15 protein-coding genes are annotated in these 16,684 nt (G+C 64.5%); 11 read left to right on the forward strand and 4 right to left on the reverse strand.

All coding sequences use genetic code 11. From position 1 onward, the window contains the following. Positions 1-19: 19 nt before the first annotated feature. The 9 genes from ureA (at position 20) to ureG (ending at position 7,236) form a co-directional block, all read left to right on the forward strand. A complete protein-coding gene (gene ureA / locus K5658_RS11390) occupies positions 20-322 on the forward strand; it encodes an urease subunit gamma (protein ID WP_085213701.1) in 303 nt (100 codons plus the stop codon). 34 nt (positions 323-356) lie between these two features. Next, positions 357-674 carry an urease subunit beta gene (locus tag K5658_RS11395; protein WP_221063258.1) on the forward strand — a complete coding sequence of 106 codons (318 nt, stop codon included), beginning with the start codon at positions 357-359 and terminating at the stop codon, positions 672-674. Beyond that, the gene (gene ureC, locus K5658_RS11400) at positions 671-2,374 is read left to right on the forward strand and encodes an urease subunit alpha (protein WP_221063259.1); all 1,704 of its coding nucleotides are present in this window, start codon (positions 671-673) and stop codon (positions 2,372-2,374) included. Before K5658_RS11395 ends, ureC begins: the two co-directional genes overlap by 4 nt. Before the next feature lie 95 nt (positions 2,375-2,469). Beyond that, positions 2,470-4,614, forward strand: a complete 2,145-nt coding sequence (locus K5658_RS11405; RefSeq protein WP_221063260.1) for an ATP-binding protein — start codon at positions 2,470-2,472, stop codon at positions 4,612-4,614. After that, the gene (locus K5658_RS11410; RefSeq protein ID WP_085213708.1) at positions 4,611-4,982 is read left to right on the forward strand and encodes a response regulator transcription factor; all 372 of its coding nucleotides are present in this window, start codon (positions 4,611-4,613) and stop codon (positions 4,980-4,982) included. The genes K5658_RS11405 and K5658_RS11410 overlap by 4 nt, the downstream gene beginning before the upstream one ends. A 16-nt stretch (positions 4,983-4,998) precedes the next feature. Then, complete coding sequence (locus K5658_RS11415) at positions 4,999-5,460, forward strand: chemotaxis protein CheX (RefSeq protein ID WP_221063261.1); 462 nt, start codon at positions 4,999-5,001, stop codon at positions 5,458-5,460. Next, positions 5,453-5,896, forward strand: a complete 444-nt coding sequence (gene ureE, locus K5658_RS11420) for an urease accessory protein UreE (protein ID WP_281425885.1) — start codon at positions 5,453-5,455, stop codon at positions 5,894-5,896. Before K5658_RS11415 ends, ureE begins: the two co-directional genes overlap by 8 nt. After that, on the forward strand, positions 5,880-6,560 hold the full coding sequence (locus K5658_RS11425; protein WP_343223241.1) for an urease accessory protein UreF: 681 nt from the start codon (positions 5,880-5,882) through the stop codon (positions 6,558-6,560). The genes ureE and K5658_RS11425 overlap by 17 nt, the downstream gene beginning before the upstream one ends. Before the next feature lie 52 nt (positions 6,561-6,612). Further along, on the forward strand, positions 6,613-7,236 hold the full coding sequence (gene ureG / locus K5658_RS11430) for an urease accessory protein UreG (RefSeq protein WP_221063262.1): 624 nt from the start codon (positions 6,613-6,615) through the stop codon (positions 7,234-7,236). A gap of 71 nt (positions 7,237-7,307) precedes the next feature. Here ureG and odhB read toward each other — a convergent pair whose 3' ends face one another. After that, the gene (gene odhB / locus K5658_RS11435) at positions 7,308-8,555 is read right to left on the reverse strand and encodes a 2-oxoglutarate dehydrogenase complex dihydrolipoyllysine-residue succinyltransferase (RefSeq protein WP_221063263.1); all 1,248 of its coding nucleotides are present in this window, start codon (positions 8,553-8,555) and stop codon (positions 7,308-7,310) included. After that, the gene (locus tag K5658_RS11440) at positions 8,530-11,358 is read right to left on the reverse strand and encodes a 2-oxoglutarate dehydrogenase E1 component (protein ID WP_221063264.1); all 2,829 of its coding nucleotides are present in this window, start codon (positions 11,356-11,358) and stop codon (positions 8,530-8,532) included. Before K5658_RS11440 ends, odhB begins: the two co-directional genes overlap by 26 nt. A gap of 339 nt (positions 11,359-11,697) precedes the next feature. Between K5658_RS11440 and K5658_RS11445 the strand changes: the two genes are divergently transcribed. Continuing rightward, positions 11,698-12,897: an EAL and HDOD domain-containing protein gene (locus K5658_RS11445; RefSeq protein ID WP_246628641.1), complete on the forward strand. Its 1,200-nt coding sequence runs from the start codon at positions 11,698-11,700 to the stop codon at positions 12,895-12,897. Positions 12,898-12,993: 96 nt separating this feature from the next. Beyond that, positions 12,994-13,995, forward strand: coding sequence for a GTP 3',8-cyclase MoaA (gene moaA / locus K5658_RS11450; protein WP_221063266.1), 1,002 nt, complete (start codon positions 12,994-12,996; stop codon positions 13,993-13,995). A 5-nt stretch (positions 13,996-14,000) separates the two neighbouring features. Here moaA and K5658_RS11455 read toward each other — a convergent pair whose 3' ends face one another. Both K5658_RS11455 and K5658_RS11460 read right to left on the reverse strand, forming a co-directional pair. Then, positions 14,001-14,873: an ATP-binding protein gene (locus K5658_RS11455; protein ID WP_221063267.1), complete on the reverse strand. Its 873-nt coding sequence runs from the start codon at positions 14,871-14,873 to the stop codon at positions 14,001-14,003. After that, positions 14,873-16,684 carry a DEAD/DEAH box helicase gene (locus K5658_RS11460; RefSeq protein WP_221063268.1) on the reverse strand — a complete coding sequence of 604 codons (1,812 nt, stop codon included), beginning with the start codon at positions 16,682-16,684 and terminating at the stop codon, positions 14,873-14,875. Before K5658_RS11460 ends, K5658_RS11455 begins: the two co-directional genes overlap by 1 nt.

The following is a 16,684-nucleotide window of genomic DNA, read 5'->3' on the forward strand; positions in this document are numbered from 1 at the left end:
ACGCAAACGAGAGGGAAACATGCAACTCACACCCCGAGAAAAAGACAAGCTATTGATCTTCACCGCCGCCCTCCTGGCCGAGCGCCGCAAGGCCCGTGGCCTCAAGCTCAACCATCCCGAAGCCGTGGCCTATCTCTCCGCCGCCATCATGGAGGGAGCCCGCGATGGCCGTTCCGTGGCCGAGCTGATGGACTATGGCCGTTTGCTCCTGACCCGCGCCGATGTGATGGAGGGCGTGCCGGAACTGATCCCCGATGTCCAGGTCGAGGCCACCTTCCCGGACGGCACCAAGCTGGTGACGGTCCACAATCCCATCGAATAGCCGCTTTCCACCCACCCCAACCCTTGGTTTTCCCATGATCCCAGGCGAAATCATCCCCGCCGACGGCAGCATCGAATTGAACGCGGGCCGTCCCGTCCTCGTCCTCACGGTGGCGAACACCGGCGACCGGCCCATCCAGGTCGGCTCCCATTACCATTTCTCCGAGACCAACCCGGCCCTTGGCTTCGACCGGGCGAAGGCCCGTGGCCACCGGCTCGATATCCCGGCGGGCACGGCGGTGCGCTTCGAGCCGGGCCAGGAGCGCGAGGTGCGGCTGGTGCCGTTCGCGGGCGGGCGGGCAGTCTACGGGTTCCGCCAGGAAGTCATGGGCGCTTTGGAGGACCAGCCATGAGCCGGATATCGCGACACGCCTATGCCGAGATGTTCGGTCCCACCACCGGGGACAAGGTGCGGCTGGCCGATACCGGCCTGTTCCTGGAGGTCGAGAAGGATTTCACCGTCTACGGCGACGAGGTGAAATTCGGCGGCGGCAAGGTCATCCGCGATGGCATGGGCCAGGGACAGCAGGATTCCGCCACGGCGGTCGATACCGTCGTCACCAACGCCCTGATCGTCGATTGGTGGGGCATCGTCAAGGCCGATGTCGGCATTAAAGCCGGGCGCATCGCCGGGATTGGCAAGGCCGGCAACCCGGACATCCAGGCCGGGGTCGATATCGTCATCGGTCCCGGCACCGAGGTCATCGCCGGCGAAGGCCAAATCCTCACCGCCGGGGGCATCGATGCCCATATCCATTTCATCTGTCCGCAGCAGGTCGAGGAGGCCCTGATGTCTGGCGTCACCACCATGATCGGCGGCGGCACCGGACCCGCCACCGGCACCAACGCCACCACCTGCACGCCCGGCCCGTGGAATATCCACCGCATGCTGCAAGCCGTGGATGGATTGCCCATGAATATCGGCCTGCTGGGCAAGGGCAACGCCAGCCTGCCCGCCGCCTTGGTGGAGCAGGTCCGGGCCGGGGCCATCGGCCTCAAGCTGCACGAGGATTGGGGCACCACGCCCGCCGCCATCGATTGCTGCCTGTCCGTGGCCGATGAATACGATGTGCAGGTCGCCATCCACACCGACACCCTCAACGAATCCGGTTTCGTCGAGGACACTTTCGCCGCCTTCAAGGGCCGCACCATCCATACCTACCACACCGAGGGCGCGGGCGGCGGCCATGCCCCGGATATCATCAAAGCCTGCGGCGAGGCCAACGTCCTGCCTTCGTCCACCAACCCGACCCGGCCCTATACGGTCAACACCGTGGACGAGCATCTCGATATGTTGATGGTCTGCCACCATCTCGACCCGGCGATTCCCGAGGACGTGGCCTTCGCCGAATCGCGCATCCGCCGCGAAACCATCGCGGCGGAGGACATATTGCACGATTTGGGTGCGTTCTCGATGCTGTCCTCGGATTCGCAGGCCATGGGCCGGGTCGGCGAGGTGCTCATCCGCACCTGGCAGACGGCTCATAAGATGAAGGCCCAGCGCGGCCCGCTGCCGGAAGATAATCCTGGGAATGACAATTTCCGCATCAAGCGTTACATCGCCAAATACACCATCAACCCGGCCCTCAGCCATGGCATCGCCCACGAGGTCGGCTCGGTCGAGGTGGGGAAACTGGCCGATTTGGTGCTGTGGTCCCCGGCTTTCTTCGGGGTGAAGCCCAGTTTGATCCTCAAGGGCGGCTTCATCGCCGCCGCGCCCATGGGCGATCCCAACGCCTCGATCCCGACCCCGCAGCCGGTGCATTACCGGCCCATGTTCGGTGCGCTGGGCGACGCCTGCCGCGCCACCTCCATGACCTTCCTGTCCCAGGCGGCTTTCGAGTCCGGTGTGGCCCAGCGTTTGCAACTCGGAAAATTGATCGGTGTGGTTTCCCATACTCGAGACATCGGCAAGAAGGACTTGATACACAACGCCTATCAACCCCGGATCGAGGTCGATGCCCAAACCTATGCGGTGCGGGCCGACGGGGTCTTGCTGACCTGCGAACCCGCCGAGGTGTTGCCGATGGCGCAGCGGTATTTCTTGTTCTGACCGGGGTCCGGGCCGCGCCATCGGGACGGGAATCTTCCCGCCGCCGGTGGCGGGCCATCGCCATCCCCCGGCAAGTCCCATCACCAGGAGTCGATATGATGAGCGCCCCTGATTCGCAGCGTTTTCTGGGTAAGTACCGTGAAATCATCGTCGCGGTGGCTTTCTTCCTGATTTTCGACCTGGCCGTTTTGGTCCTGAATTTCTATATCTCCTACAAGATTTCGGAAAGCGCCGTCGAAATCAATTTGGCCGGACGCCAAAGGATGTTATCGCAGCGCATGACCAAGGAGTTATTGATCGGGTTGCAAGATGCCCAGCAACTCCAGGATGTGAATGCGTCTATCGAGAAAATATATACCTCCGCCCTGGGGTTCAACCAAACCCTGCAAGCCTTCCGCCAGGGCGGGACGGTCGTCAGCGCCGATAACCAGCCCGCCACTTTGAAGGCGGTCGCCATTCCCGCCGCCCAGGACGTGCTGGCCAGGGCGGATAGGCTATGGCAGCCCTTGTTCCAGCGGATAATCACGATCAAGCGCACCAACGACGATATCCGGGCGCTGTTCAACGCCCATTTAATCGGGGTCGAGGAAGCCCAGGACAAAAGCGCGGAACGGGAATTGACCTTGGAAGCCGCCGTGCGCTATGCCCAGGTTTACAACCTGGATTTGCTGGATTTGATGAACCAGTTCACCAACCAGCTCGAATCCGCCGCCAACCAACGCGCCAATACCCTGCGCCAAGTGCAAACGGCGGGTATTTTGCTGGCCTTGCTCAATTTCGGTTTCATCCTGTTCAAATTCATCCGCCGCCTGCTCGAAAACGACCGGCGGGTCGAGAAGGCCCGCCAGGAAACTTCCGAAATCCTGGGCACGGTGCGCGAGGGTTTGTTCTTGCTGGGGCAGGATTTCTCGATAGGCTCGCAATACTCGGCTTCCCTGTCGGCCATTTTGGGCAAGCCGATTAAGGCGGGGGACGATTTACGCACCCTCCTGGCCGATATGGTCAGCCCTGAATCATTGAAGGCCGCGACCGAGTATATCGGCCTGTTGTTGGGCGACCGGGTCAAGGAATCGCTGGTGCAAGACCTGAATCCCTTGGTCAACCTGCCCGTGCAATTGGCCGATGCCCAGGGCCAGGGCCGCCAGCGCTATTTGAGCCTGTATTTCAACCGGGTATTGGAACACGGGAAGATCGTGCATTTGCTGGTGACGGTGTTCGATGTCACCACCCAGGTGCGTTTGGAGCAGGAATTGGCGGCGGCCAAACAAAAAGCCAAGGCCGAAATGGAGGTTTTGTTGGATTTGCTCAAGGTGAATCCGGCCCATTTGAAACATTATCTGGGCCGGGCCGAGCGCGAGCTATTGGGCATCAACGACCAATTGCGGAATATCGAGAACAGCCGGGATTATCGTCAAGCCATCAATCAAATCTTCCGCCAAACCCATACCCTCAAGGGCGAGGCGGCGGCGCTGGGTTTGGGGATTTTCGAGGATTTGGCGCAGAGGTTCGAGGATATGCTGTCCGAATTGCGCGGCAAATCCACCGTGCTGGGCCGCGACTTGCTGGCCTTGCCCTTGCCCTTGGACGATTTCCTGAACCGCATCGGCCAGGTGCGCGAATTGAGCCGCCGCCTATCCGATTTGCAGGCGGCTTTCAGCGAGCCCAACGAACCCGAGTTGGTCAGGAATATGACCGCGCTGGCGCAGCGTATCGCCGAGGACCATGCCAAACAGGTGGAATTGGAAACCGACCTGGCTTTGATGGCGGTATTGCCGCCCCGAATCCGCCATGGTTTGAACGATATCGCCTTGCAGTTATTGCGGAACGCCATCGTGCATGGCATCGAAAGCCGGAGCGAGCGTTTGATCTGGAATAAGGCCGTGACCGGCACGGTGCAGGTTTTCTTGAAGCAGCGCGAGGACGAATATGAATTCGTGATGCGCGACGATGGCCGGGGTTTGATCGCGGAGGATATCCGCGCCGAATTGCTGCGCCGGGGGTTGTATACCGAAGCCCAGTTGCGGGAATTCGACGATAACCAAATCGTCATGAAGATATTCGAGCCGGGTTTCAGCACCGCCGACAGCGTGGGCCGCGACGCCGGGCATGGGGTGGGCTTGGATGTGGTCAAGCATATGATCGGCGAATTGGGCGCGCGCTTGAGTATCGCTACCGAGAAATATAGCTATACCCAGTTCAGTATTTGTTTCCCGATACCGGCGGAGGAAGCTACGGCATGAAACTCAAACTGCTGATCGTGGACGATTCCAATATCATCCGCAGGCGCATCGTCCGGGTCGCGGCCTTGCCGGAATTGCAGGGCATGGGTATCGTGGGTCTGGCGCGGAATGGGGTCGAGGCCATCGAGGTTTGCCGGCAAATCGTGCCCGATATTGTCACCATGGATTTGACCATGCCGGAAATGGACGGCAATACCTGCGTGGAGGAAATGGTGAAAATCTGTCCCGCCGTCAAAATCCTGGTGGTATCGGCCCTGAGCGACAAGGCGACGGCCATCGACGCGCTGAAACGCGGGGCGCAGGGGTTTTTATATAAGCCCTTCACCGACGAGCAACTCGTCAACGCGCTGTTGGAATTGGTCGCTTGAGAACAGGAGGACGAGGATGCCCGAGCTGGCCGAAATCGATTTGAAAGTATTCGTGGACGCGGTGACCCATTATTTCCAGACCAGCACCGACGAGCCCGCCACCATCCGCTCCGCCTATTTGGCGCAGGATATTCCGCCCTCGGAATCCTATATCGGCTTGATCACCTGTTCGGGCCGTTTCCGGGGCTGTGTGCATTTTTCGGCGGCGGATAGCATGGTCCGCGAGTTGCTGCGCTGTTGGGGCGAATACGACCATAGCGAGGCCAACCTGTTGGACGCCGTGGGCGAGATCGCCAATACCATCGCGGGGAATGCCCGGCGTCATTTCGGGACGGGGTTGCAGATTTCCGTGCCGGTGAAATTGCGCGGTCCCAGCGAGCGGATCAAGGCGGCGGTGCGGGCGCGTCCGTTCGTGATCGCCTTGCGGTGGCGCGATCACAACGCCATCGTGGTGGTCGATCTGGCCCCGGATGAGTGAACCGATGTACAGCCTGACCGAATCCGCCGCGCCCGGCACGCCCCACGGCGATACCCTGACCCTGCCTTATGACGCCCGCCAGAAAAGCCGCCTCCTGGCCCGGACCGACGGCGGTGCGCAAGTCGGTTTATTCCTGCCCCGCGGGAAGGTGCTGCGCGGCGGCGACCTGCTGACCGGACCCACGGGTGAGGTGGTGGCGGTCCGGTCCGCGCCCGAAGCCCTGTCCGTCGTGAAGACCGGCGACGCCCTGTTGTTCGCCCGCGCCTGTTACCACCTGGGCAACCGCCATGTGGCTTTGCAGATCGCGCCGGGCGAACTGCGCTATCTGGCCGATCCCGTGTTGGATGGGATGGTGCGCGGCCTGGGGCTGGACCCGGCCCACGAATCCGCCCCGTTCGAGCCGGAAGCCGGCGCTTATCATGGCCATGGGCACTGATCTGGCCCTGGTCCGCCTGCTGCAACTGGCCAGCCCGGCCTTGCCCATCGGCATGTACAGCTATTCCCAGGGCATGGAGCGGGCGGTCGAGGATGGCTGGATCGCGACCGAGGCCGACGCCTTGGAATGGCTGTCCGGCGTGCTGGAACGCGGTTTGGGGCGGGTGGATTTGCCGGTGCTGGCCCGCTTGCACGCGGCCTGGGCGGCGGACGATGCCGGGGCCGTGGCCCATTGGAGCCGCCGTTTGCAGGCTTGCCGGGAAACCTCGGAACTCCGGGCCGAGGACCGCCAGACCGGGCAGGCCCTGGCCCGGCTGTTGGATGCCCTGGGCGTGGCCCGCGCCGCCGCCTGGACCCGCGATCCGGCGGCGACGCTGGCCAATGGTTTCGCGCTGGCGGCGGTGGAATGGGACATCGATCAACGCGGGGCGCTGCTGGGTTATGCCTGGGGCTGGTTGGAGAATCAAATCCTGTGCGCCGTGAAGCTGGTGCCGCTGGGGCAGGTGGCGGGGCAGCGCCTGTCGTTGGAACTCGCCGCCCGCTTGCCCGCCCAGGTGGAACGGGCCTTGGCCCTGGCCGACGCCGATATCGGCGGCAGCGCTTTCGGGCTGGCCTTGGCCAGCGCCCGCCACGAGACCCAGTATTCCCGGCTGTTCCGTTCTTGAACTGGCCGCAGCTCCGGGCCACGGTTTTTCCCCTCAACTTTGGAAATGAAAGATGTCCGACAAACCCGTCTTGAGAGTAGGTGTCGGCGGCCCGGTGGGTTCCGGCAAGACCGCCCTGGTGGATGCCCTGTGCAAGCGTATGCGCGGCGATTACCAGATCGGCGTGGTGACCAACGATATCTATACCCGCGAGGACCAGCAATTCCTGATCCGCAGCCAAGCCCTGCCCGAGGAACGCATCCTGGGCGTGGAAACCGGCGGTTGCCCCCATACCGCCATCCGCGAGGACGCCTCGATGAACCTGGCGGCGGTCGAGGAACTGTGCCAGCGCTTCGCCGACCTGGATTTCGTGCTGGTGGAGAGCGGCGGCGACAACCTCAGCGCCACCTTCAGCCCGGAACTGGCCGACCTCACCCTGTACGTGATCGATGTGTCGGCGGGCGACAAGATTCCGCGCAAGGGCGGTCCCGGCATCACCCGCTCCGACCTGCTCATCATCAACAAGACCGATCTGGCCCCGCATGTGGGCGCGTCGTTGGAGGTGATGGACCGCGACGCCCGCAGGATGCGCGGGGAGCGGCCCTTCGTGTTCACCAACCTCAAGACCGGCGCGGGCCTGGACGAGGTGGTGGCTTTCATCGTGCGGCAGGGGATGCTGGGAACGGCCCCGGCCTGAGCGCCGCCCGTAAAAAACCGCCGCCGGGGTCGCCCCTGGCGGCGGTTTTTTCATGCCCGTGGGCGCGTGGCTCAGACGCCCAGCAGCAGGCGGCCGGGGTCTTCCAGCAGTTCCTTGATGGTGTAGAGGCAGGACACGGCGTCGCGCCCGTCGATGATGCGGTGGTCGTAGGACAGGGCCAGATAGATCATGGGCCGGACCACGATCTCGCCGTCCTCCACCACCGGGCGGTCCTTGATGGCGTGCATCCCCAGGATGGCGCTTTGCGGCGGGTTGAGGATGGGCGTCGAGAGCATGGAGCCGAAGATGCCGCCGTTGGTGATGGTGAAGGTGCCGCCGTTGAGTTCCTCGTAGGTCAGCTTGCCGTCGCGGGCGCGTTTGGAGAATTCGACCACGGCCTTTTCGATGTCGGCGAAATCCTTTTGGTCGGCGTCGCGCAGCACCGGCACCACCAGGCCGCGGTCGGTCGAGACCGCGAGGCCGATGTCGTAGTAGTCGTGGTAGACGATGTCGTTGCCCTCGACCGAGGAATTGACGATGGGATAGCGCTTCAGGGCTTCCACCGCCGCCTTCACGAAGAAGGACATATAGCCCAGCTTGACCTTGTGGGCCTGCTCGAATTTGTCCCGGTAGCGCTTGCGCAGGTCGTTGATGTGCTTGAGGTTGACCTCGTTGAAGGTGGTCAGGGTGGCGGTGGAACGCTGGGCGTCGATCAAGCGCTCGGCGATGCGGGCGCGGAGCCGGGTCATGGGGACGCGGCGGTCGCCGGGCCGGGTGGCCGGGGCGGGCGCGGGCCGGGCCGGTTCCGCCGCCGGTTGGGCCGGGGCGGCTTTCCGGTGGTCGAGATGGGACTGCACGTCCTCCCGCGTGAGCCGCCCTTCGCGGCCCGTGCCCTGGATGGCGGCGGGGTCGAGGTCGTGTTCGGCCAGCATCCGGCGCACGGCGGGACTCAGGGTCGGCGGGAATTCGGGCCGGGTTTCCGGGGCGGCGGCGGGCGGCGGGGCGCTGGGCTTGGGGGGTTCCGGCACCGGGGCCGCGGGCGTCGCGACCGCTGCCACGGGGGCCGTGGCGGCGGCTTTGGCCTCGGTGTCGATCACCGCCAGCAATTCGCCGCTGACCACCACATCGCCCTTGTGGCGGAGGATTTCCAGCAGGACGCCGTTTTCCGGCACGGGCACTTCCAGCACGACCTTGTCGGTTTCGAGGTCGATGAGGTTGTCGGATTTTAGGACCGGGTCGCCGGGCCGCTTGTGCCAGTCGAGCAGGACGGCGTCGCTGACGGATTCCGGGAGGTTAGGGACGGTGACTTCTATGCGCATGGACGATCCTGACGGATTGTTGAGGGTTCACGGCCCGGAACAGCGCGTCTTCCACGACTTTCTTCTGCTGTTCCAGGTGGCGGTGGAATTGGCCCACGGCGGGCGCGGCGGACATGGGGCGCCCCGCGTAGCCGAGGAGGATGTCTTTTTCCAGGAGGGATAGGAAACGGTGCTTGATCTGGTGCCAAGCACCCTGGTTCTCGGGTTCTTCCTGGCACCAGACCAGCTCCCTGAGGTTGTTGAACGGGGAGAGCTGTTCCAGGAAATAATCGAACGGGAAGGGATAGAGCTGCTCGATGCGGATCAGGGCGACATGTTCCAGATGTTCCTTGCGGCGGGTTTCCAGCAGGTCGTAGAACACCTTGCCGGAACACAGCACCACGCGGGTGATCTTGTCGGGGTCGTGCGGGTCGATCTCGCCGATGACGTTGTGGAAATGGCCCCGCGTCAGGTCTTCCAGCGGCGAGATCGCCAACTTGTGCCGTAACAGGCTTTTCGGGGTCATGACGATCAAGGGCTTGCGGTAGCGCCGCACCAGTTGCCGCCGCAGCAGGTGGAAAATCTGGGCCGGGCTGCTCGGCACGCAGACCTGCACGTTCTGCTCGGCGCACAGTTGCAGGTAGCGTTCCAGCCGGGCCGAGGAATGTTCCGGTCCCTGGCCTTCGTAGCCGTGGGGCAGCAGCATGGTCAGGGCGCACAAGCGGCCCCATTTGGTTTCCCCGGAGGTGATGAACTGGTCGATGACGACCTGGGCGTTATTGGCGAAATCGCCGAACTGGGCTTCCCAGATCACCAGGGTTTCGGGTTCGGAGCTGGCGTAGCCGTACTCGAAGCCCAACACGCCTTCCTCCGACAACAGGGAGTCGTAGATATGGAACTGGCCGCCCGGCCCGTCCAGATGGTGCAGCGGGACGTGGGCCGCGCCATTGTCCTGGTCGTACAGCACGGCGTGGCGGTGGAAGAAGGTGCCGCGCCCCACGTCCTGGCCGCTGATGCGGACGTTGTAGCCCTCCTTGAGCAGGGAGGCGTAGGCCAGGGTTTCGGCGAAGCCCCAGTCCATCGGGATTTCCCCGCCCGCCATCTTGCGGCGGCTGTCCATGACGGCGGCGGTCCTGGAATGCAGCGCGAAACCTTCCGGCACGCGGGCGATCTGTCCGGCCAGCTCGCGGGCGGTGTCGAGGTCCAGGGTCGAATCGTAGTCCACGCTCCATTCCGCGCCCAGATAGCGGTCCCAACTGGTTTTCAGGTAGCTGGCGGCGTCCGGCAGCACCGGGCGCGACACGATCTCGTCGCGCTTGAGCGAACCTTGGTAGTCTTCCTCCATGCCCAGTTCGTCCTCGCGGCTGATGACGCCCGCCTGGATCAAGGCTTCGGCGTAGAGCCGCCGCACCGGCGGATGCTGGCGGATGAAGCGGTACATGGCGGGCTGCGTCACCGCCGGTTCGTCGGCCTCGTTGTGGCCGTGGCGGCGGTAGCAGATCAGGTCAATCACCACGTCGCGCTTGAACCTCATGCGGTAATCGACCGCCAACTGGGTCACGAACAGCACGGCTTCCGGGTCGTCGCCGTTCACATGGAACACGGGCGCCTGGACCATGTTGGCCACGTCGGTGCAATACAGCGTCGAGCGGGCGTCGAACGGGTTGCTGGTGGTGAAGCCGATCTGGTTGTTGATGACGATATGGATGCTGCCGCCGGTGGTGTAGGCGCGGGTTTCGGCCATGTTGAGGGTTTCCATCACCACGCCCTGCCCGGCGAAGGCGGCGTCGCCATGCACCAACACCGCCAGCACCGCGGTTTCGCCGTCGCCGTCGCGGCGGTCCTGGCGGGCGCGCACCGAGCCTTCCACCACCGGGCTGATGATCTCCAGGTGCGAGGGGTTGAAGGCCATGGCGAGGTGCAGCGGACCCTTGGGCGTTTGCAGGTCGGAGGAAAAGCCCATGTGGTATTTGACATCGCCCGCGCTGGCATGGGGCGGGGCGCTGGTGTAGGTGCCCTCGAATTCCTGGAACAGGGAACCGGGTTTCTTGCCCAGGATGTTGATGAGGACGTTGAGGCGTCCGCGGTGGGCCATGCCGATCACGATTTCCTGCGTGCCCTGGTCGCCGGCGCGCTGGATCAATTCGTCCAGCAGCGGGATCAGGCTTTCCGCCCCTTCCAGCGAGAAGCGCTTCTGGCCCACGTATTTGCGGTGCAGGTATTTCTCGATGCCCTCGGCGGCGGTCAGCATCCTCAAGAGCCAGCGCTTGGATTCGGCGTCGGGCAAGGCCCAGGCGGTGGCGGTTTCCAGCCGTTCCCGCACCCATTGCTTGATCTCGCTATCGACGATGTGCATGTATTCGGAGCCGATGGCCCCGCAGTAGGTGCGCTTGAGCCGGGCGATGATCTCGCGCAGCGGCAGCTTCTTGGAGCCGTGCATGATATCGACGTAGAACGGGCGGTCGAGGTCGGCGGCGTCCAGCCCGTAATGGGCCGGGTCCAGGTCCGGCAGGGTGGGGGGCGGGGCGAGCTTGAGCGGATTGTTGTCCGCCGCCTGGTGGCCGCGGGTGCGGTAATGGTAGATGAGCCGGTCCACGGCGGCCTGCTTGCGGAGGGCTTCCTCGATATCGGCGGGCGCCGCCGCAGCGGTCTGGGCGGCGGGATGCAGCCGCACCGGCTCCTGGATGGACTTGAATTTCTCGCGCCAACTGGGATCGACCGATTCGGGGTCGCGCTGGAAACGTTCGTACAGGTCTTCGAGGAAACCGACGTTATCCTCGGCGCAGGCGGAGGACTCTTCGAATAGGTATTTGAGCGTGTTCATATTGCCGTCTTGGAATATCCACTGGGTGTCTTCGATGGATGGCCGGGACCGCGTGGCCCGGTGGGGTGGCCCCATGGCAGGTATGATGTGGTGGCGCCACCTGCGCGGAGGCCCAGGCGCGGATACGGGATGGGGCTGGGGCGGTGCGGGGCACCGGTCGGAAAGGCGTAGGTTGGCGCAACGGATGGGGGACGTGGCTGTTGGGTCATTGGGGTGTGTGGCCGTCCGACGTTTACTTTAGATTGTAGGACTAGAGCCGAAACAAATCGACCCTAACCTTGTCGCGGGGCGATTCATTGCCTACCTTAAGGCGTGGCTTGGACCAGCGGAGTGAACGATATGTTCGATGGCATGGTGGGGCGTTTACCGGTTTTCGACCGGGGTTTGGAGATATTCGGCTATGAACTGAGGTTTTGCGGCCGGGAAGCCCTGCGCGGGGGCGGTGGCGGCGTGGCCGGGCCGGAGACCCTGCGCGAGGCCAGCCATTGCCTGCCCCTGGACGATTTGGTCGGCGGGAGCCGGGCCTTGGTCCGGGTGCCGTCCGAGGGCTTGGCCGCTTGCGCCGAATGGGGCTGGCCCAAGGAACGGGTCGTCCTCGCCGTGCCGGGCGCGGTGGCGCGGGAGGCCGGACTGGGCGCGGTGGCCGGGCGCTTGGCGGATTTGGGCTACGCCATCGCCTTGTGCGATCCCGCCGGCGATCCTGGCTGGCTGCGCCGGGAAGCCGCCTATGTTTCCCTCTGCCTGTTCGATGCGGACCGGCTCCCCGCCGGGGCGGCCGGATGGCCGGGCGGGCATGGCTTGGATCTGCGGTGCTTGGTCGCCGGGGTCGGCACCCGCGACCAATTCGAGCGCTGCGTCAAATTGGGATTTCATTATTTCCAGGGGGCGTTCGTCGAGCGTCCGGGGCGGCTGCGCGGCCCCGACATACCGGGCAACCGGCTGGCCTTGCTGGAATTGCTCGCCACGCTGCAAAACCCCGATATTTCCATCGCCGAGGCCGAAACCCTGATCGGCCGCGATATGGTGCTGAGCTACAAGCTGCTGCGCTTGATCAATTCGGCCTTCTTCGGGCTGGGGAAGCCGGTGGAGTCGATCCGCCGGGCGGTGTTGGTGTTCGGGCTGGGCCGGGTGAAGAACTGGGCCTCGGTGATCCTGATGAACTCGGTGGACTACCAACCCCGCGAATTGCTGGCGATGGCGACCTTGCGGGCGCGCACCTGCGAATCCTTGGCCCAACACCTCAAGCGCCCCGATCCCGAACATTATTACCTCGCGGGCCTGTTTTCCCTGTTGGACGCCGTCATGGACCTGCCCAGGGAGCAAATCCTGTCCTCCCTGAACCTGCCCGCCCCGGTCGATGCCGCCTTGCTGGAAGGCGCGGGACCGGTGGGCGAGGCTTTGCGGCTGGTCCTGGCCTTCGAGCGGGCCGATCCGGCCCCGCTGGTCGCGGCGGGCTTGGCGGATGTGGTGCCGGCCCATCTGTACCTGGACGCCATCCGTTGGAGCCGTGGTTTGGGGGCGGCCCTGGCCCCCGCTTAGCGGTTTTAGCGTTCCTGTTGACGGTAATTCCCCAGTAAAACACTTGGCTGTCATGGGGGGGCGTGGCAGAATCGCGTCATCAAGCCGAAACAATCGATGACCATGAACGCCAATCCCTTGATCGACCGCTATGGTAGGCGGGTCCATTATCTCCGGGTGTCCATCACCGACCGCTGCGATTTCCGCTGTATCTACTGCATGGGCGAGGAGATGGAATTCCTGCCCCGCGCCCAAATCCTGACCCTGGAGGAAATCGCCGCCGTTTGCCGGGCCTTCGTGGCCTTGGGCGCGGACAAGATCAGGATCACCGGCGGCGAGCCTTTGGTGCGCAAGGGCGCGGTGGATTTGATGCGGGATATTGGCGGTTTGCCGGGCCTTAGGGAATTGGCGCTGACCACCAATGGCTCGCAATTGGAGGGCTGCGCCGCCGACCTCAAGGCCGCCGGGGTCGGGCGCCTCAATGTGAGCCTGGATTCGCTGGACGCCGGGCGCTTCCGCCAGATGACCCGGATCGGCGATTTGGCGCGGGTGCTGCGCGGGATCGACGCGGCCTTGGAGCAGGGCTTCGACAAGGTCAAGCTCAACACCGTGGTGTTGAAGGGCCGCAACCACGACGAGGTCTGCGACCTCGTGGCCTATGCCGTCGCCAAGCGGATGGATATCAGCTTCATCGAGGAAATGCCGCTGGGCGTGGTCGATGGCCACGACCGGGCCGAGGAATATTATTCCAGCGACGCCATCCACCGCGACCTCGACAAGCATTTCTCGCTGCTGCCCACGCCCGAGAATACCGGCGGGCCTTCGCGCTATTTCCGGGTGGTCGGCACCGCGACGCGGGTCGGTTTCATTTCGCCCCACAGCCATAATTTCTGCGGTACCTGCAACCGGGTCCGGCTCACCGCCGAGGGGCGCTTGTTGCTGTGCCTGGGGAATGAGCATTCGGTGGACCTCAAGCGGGTGCTGCGGGCCAATCCCGGCGACGCCGCCAAGCTGCGGCAGGCCATCGTCGAGTCCATGCACCTCAAGCCCGAGCGCCATCATTTCGACCTCAAGGCGGAGCCGGTGATTTTCCGCCATATGAACGCGACGGGCGGGTGAGGGGGTTAGGGATTTTCCAAACCCAAACGCCCGCTCCAATCCTTGGCGAACTGCCAAGCCACCCGCCCGCTGCGCGAACCCCTGAGCAGGGCGTAGCGCAAAGCCTCGGACCGGGCGGTCTCCCAATCCTCCAGCGGCGTCCCCAGCCGGTCCAGCCAATGGCGCACCACGGCCAGATATTGGTCCTGGTTGAAGGCGTGGAAGGATAGCCACACCCCGAAGCGCTCCGACAGCGAAATCTTCTCCTCCACCGCCTCGCCCTGGTGTAATTCGCCTTCGATCCAGCGGGCCTGTTGGTTGTCCTCGGCGTATTCGGGCAGCAGGTGGCGGCGGTTCGAGGTGGCGTAGATCAGCACATTGGGCGGCGGGGCGCAGAACGAACCTTCGAGGATGGCCTTCAGCGCCTTGTAGCCGGCGTCGTCGGCCTCGAACGACAGATCGTCGCAGTACAGGATGAATTTTTCCGGCCTGGGATGGAGCAGGTCCAGGATATCCGGCAGTTCCACCAGATGTTGGCGGTCCACCTCGATCACGCGGAGTCCGGTGGCGGCGTACTCGTTCAGCAATGCCTTGACGAGCGAGGATTTGCCGGTGCCCTTCGCGCCCCACAACAGGGCGTTGTTGGCGGGCAAACCCTTGAGGAATTGCCGGGTGTTGCGGTCGAGTTCGGCTTTCTGCCGGTCCACGCACAGGAGATCGGCCAGCGCCAGCCGGTGCGGCCTGGGGATGGCCTGCAAGGGCTGGCGGGCCGCCGCGCCCCGCCAGCGGAAGGCGGGGGAGGCGTTCCAATCCACGGTTTCCGGCGCGGCGGGGACCAGCCGTTCCAGCCGGTCCACCAGCGCCGCGGCCTTTTCCAGGAAAAGGGCCAGCGCGTCCATCAGTCCTCGTCGCGGCCCGGTTTATTGGGCTTGCGTTTGGGGAGATGCACATCCACGTCGGCTTTCCTCCGGCCCGGGCGGAAGGGCGCGTTGTCGCCGTCCTTGAGCTTCAGCGGCTTGCGCGGCGGACGGTCGCCACCGCCTTCTTCCGGTTGCAGGTTGATGCGCTGGTTGCGGACCCAGGTTTTTTTCAGGCGGGCGAAGCAATCGCCGGGCAGGTCTTCCGGCAGTTCCACCGTGCTGTGGGTGTCGTGCAGCTTGATCTGGCCGATGCGCCGGGCCGGGATGCCGCCCTCGTTGGCCAGCGCCCCGACGATGTCCCTGGGGGTGACGCCATGCTCGCGGCCCACGTCGAGGGTATAGCGGCGCATGGGTTCGGTATCGCGGCGGCGGTCGTCGCGGTCGCGCCGTTCCGGGCGGCGGTCGGAACCCCGGTCGCGGTCGCCCCGGTCGAAATCGCGGAATTCGCGTACCGGCGGCTCCGGCTCGTCCGGCGCGGCCAGGGGGCGTTCCCTGTGCATGAGATGGGCGATGGCGGCGGCGATATCGGCGGCTTCGCCCAGTTCCTCCGTCACCATCTGGTCGATCAATTCGCGGTAGAAACCGATGTCCTCGTTGTCCAGCACCTCGACCAATTGCGCCTTGAATTGCTCGATACGGCGGTCGGCGATGTCCTGCAAGGTCGGCAGGCGCATCTGCTGGATCGGCTGGCGGGTGGCTTGCTCGATGGCCCGCAACATCCGGCGTTCCCGCGGGGCGACGAACAGGATCGCCGTGCCCTTGCGCCCGGCCCGGCCCGTGCGGCCGATGCGGTGGACATAGGCTTCGGTGTCGTAGGGGATGTCGTAGTTGACCACATGGGTGATGCGGTCCACGTCCAGGCCACGGGCCGCGACGTCGGTGGCGATGACGATATCCAGCCCGCCCTTCTTCAGGCGGTCGATGACCTTCTCGCGCAGGACCTGGCTCATGTCGCCGTTCAGCGCCGCCGCCTCGTAGCCGCGGGCTTCCAGCTTCTCGGCCAGTTCCACGGTCTCGGTCTTGGTGCGGACGAAGATGATCATGGCGTCGATATCCTCGGCGTCGAGGATACGGGTCAGGGCTTCCAGCTTTTGCAGGCCCGACACCAGCCAATATTGCTGGTTGATGGATTCGACGGTGGCGGTCTTGGCCTTGATCTTGACCTCGACCGGGTTCCGCAACTGGCCGTCGGCGATCTTGCGGATCACGGGCGGCATGGTGGCCGAGAACAGGGCGGTCTGGCGGCTATCCGGGGTGTGTTCGAGGATCCATTCCACGTCCTCGATGAAACCCATGCGCAGCATCTCGTCGGCTTCGTCGAGGACCAGGGTGGTGAGCGAATCCAGGTTCAAGGTGCCCCGGCGCAGATGGTCCATGACCCGTCCCGGCGTGCCGACCACGACATGGACGCCGCGGGCGAGGTGGCGCAATTGCAGGTTCATGCCCTGGCCGCCGTAGATGGGCAGGATATGGAAACCTTCGAGGTGGCGGGCGTAGGTCTGGAACGCCTCGGCGACCTGGATCGCGAGTTCGCGGGTCGGGGCCAGCACCAGGGCTTGCGGGGCGCGGCGCTCGATATCGATGCGGTTGAGGACGGGCAGGGCGAAGGCGGCGGTTTTGCCGGTGCCGGTTTGGGCTTGGCCGATGAGGTCGCGGCCTTCCAAAAGGTGCGGGATGCACGCGGCCTGGATGGGGGAGGGGTTCTCGTAGCCGATTTCCTGGATGGTTTGCAGGAGTTCCGGGGAAAGGCCGAGGTCGTCGAAGGAGGAGAGGTTGGTTTCGTCGGTCAT

The organism is Methylomagnum ishizawai, assembly GCF_019670005.1.
In the GTDB taxonomy this organism is placed as follows: domain Bacteria; phylum Pseudomonadota; class Gammaproteobacteria; order Methylococcales; family Methylococcaceae; genus Methylomagnum; species Methylomagnum ishizawai.

Excerpts from the sequence above, each read along its gene's own strand:
- ureA (WP_085213701.1), top strand. The coding sequence starts at position 20 with ATGCAACTCACACCCCGAGAAAAAGACAAGCTATTGATCTTCACCGCC.
- K5658_RS11395 (WP_221063258.1), top strand. The coding sequence starts at position 357 with ATGATCCCAGGCGAAATCATCCCCGCCGACGGCAGCATCGAATTGAAC.
- ureC (WP_221063259.1), top strand. The coding sequence starts at position 671 with ATGAGCCGGATATCGCGACACGCCTATGCCGAGATGTTCGGTCCCACC.
- K5658_RS11405 (WP_221063260.1), top strand. The coding sequence starts at position 2,470 with ATGATGAGCGCCCCTGATTCGCAGCGTTTTCTGGGTAAGTACCGTGAA.
- K5658_RS11410 (WP_085213708.1), top strand. The coding sequence starts at position 4,611 with ATGAAACTCAAACTGCTGATCGTGGACGATTCCAATATCATCCGCAGG.
- K5658_RS11415 (WP_221063261.1), top strand. The coding sequence starts at position 4,999 with ATGCCCGAGCTGGCCGAAATCGATTTGAAAGTATTCGTGGACGCGGTG.
- ureE (WP_281425885.1), top strand. The coding sequence starts at position 5,453 with ATGAGTGAACCGATGTACAGCCTGACCGAATCCGCCGCGCCCGGCACG.
- K5658_RS11425 (WP_343223241.1), top strand. The coding sequence starts at position 5,880 with ATGGCCATGGGCACTGATCTGGCCCTGGTCCGCCTGCTGCAACTGGCC.
- ureG (WP_221063262.1), top strand. The coding sequence starts at position 6,613 with ATGTCCGACAAACCCGTCTTGAGAGTAGGTGTCGGCGGCCCGGTGGGT.
- odhB (WP_221063263.1), bottom strand. The coding sequence starts at position 8,555 with ATGCGCATAGAAGTCACCGTCCCTAACCTCCCGGAATCCGTCAGCGAC.
- K5658_RS11440 (WP_221063264.1), bottom strand. The coding sequence starts at position 11,358 with ATGAACACGCTCAAATACCTATTCGAAGAGTCCTCCGCCTGCGCCGAG.
- K5658_RS11445 (WP_246628641.1), top strand. The coding sequence starts at position 11,698 with ATGTTCGATGGCATGGTGGGGCGTTTACCGGTTTTCGACCGGGGTTTG.
- moaA (WP_221063266.1), top strand. The coding sequence starts at position 12,994 with ATGACCATGAACGCCAATCCCTTGATCGACCGCTATGGTAGGCGGGTC.
- K5658_RS11455 (WP_221063267.1), bottom strand. The coding sequence starts at position 14,873 with ATGGACGCGCTGGCCCTTTTCCTGGAAAAGGCCGCGGCGCTGGTGGAC.
- K5658_RS11460 (WP_221063268.1), bottom strand. The coding sequence starts at position 16,684 with ATGACCGACGAAACCAACCTCTCCTCCTTCGACGACCTCGGCCTTTCC.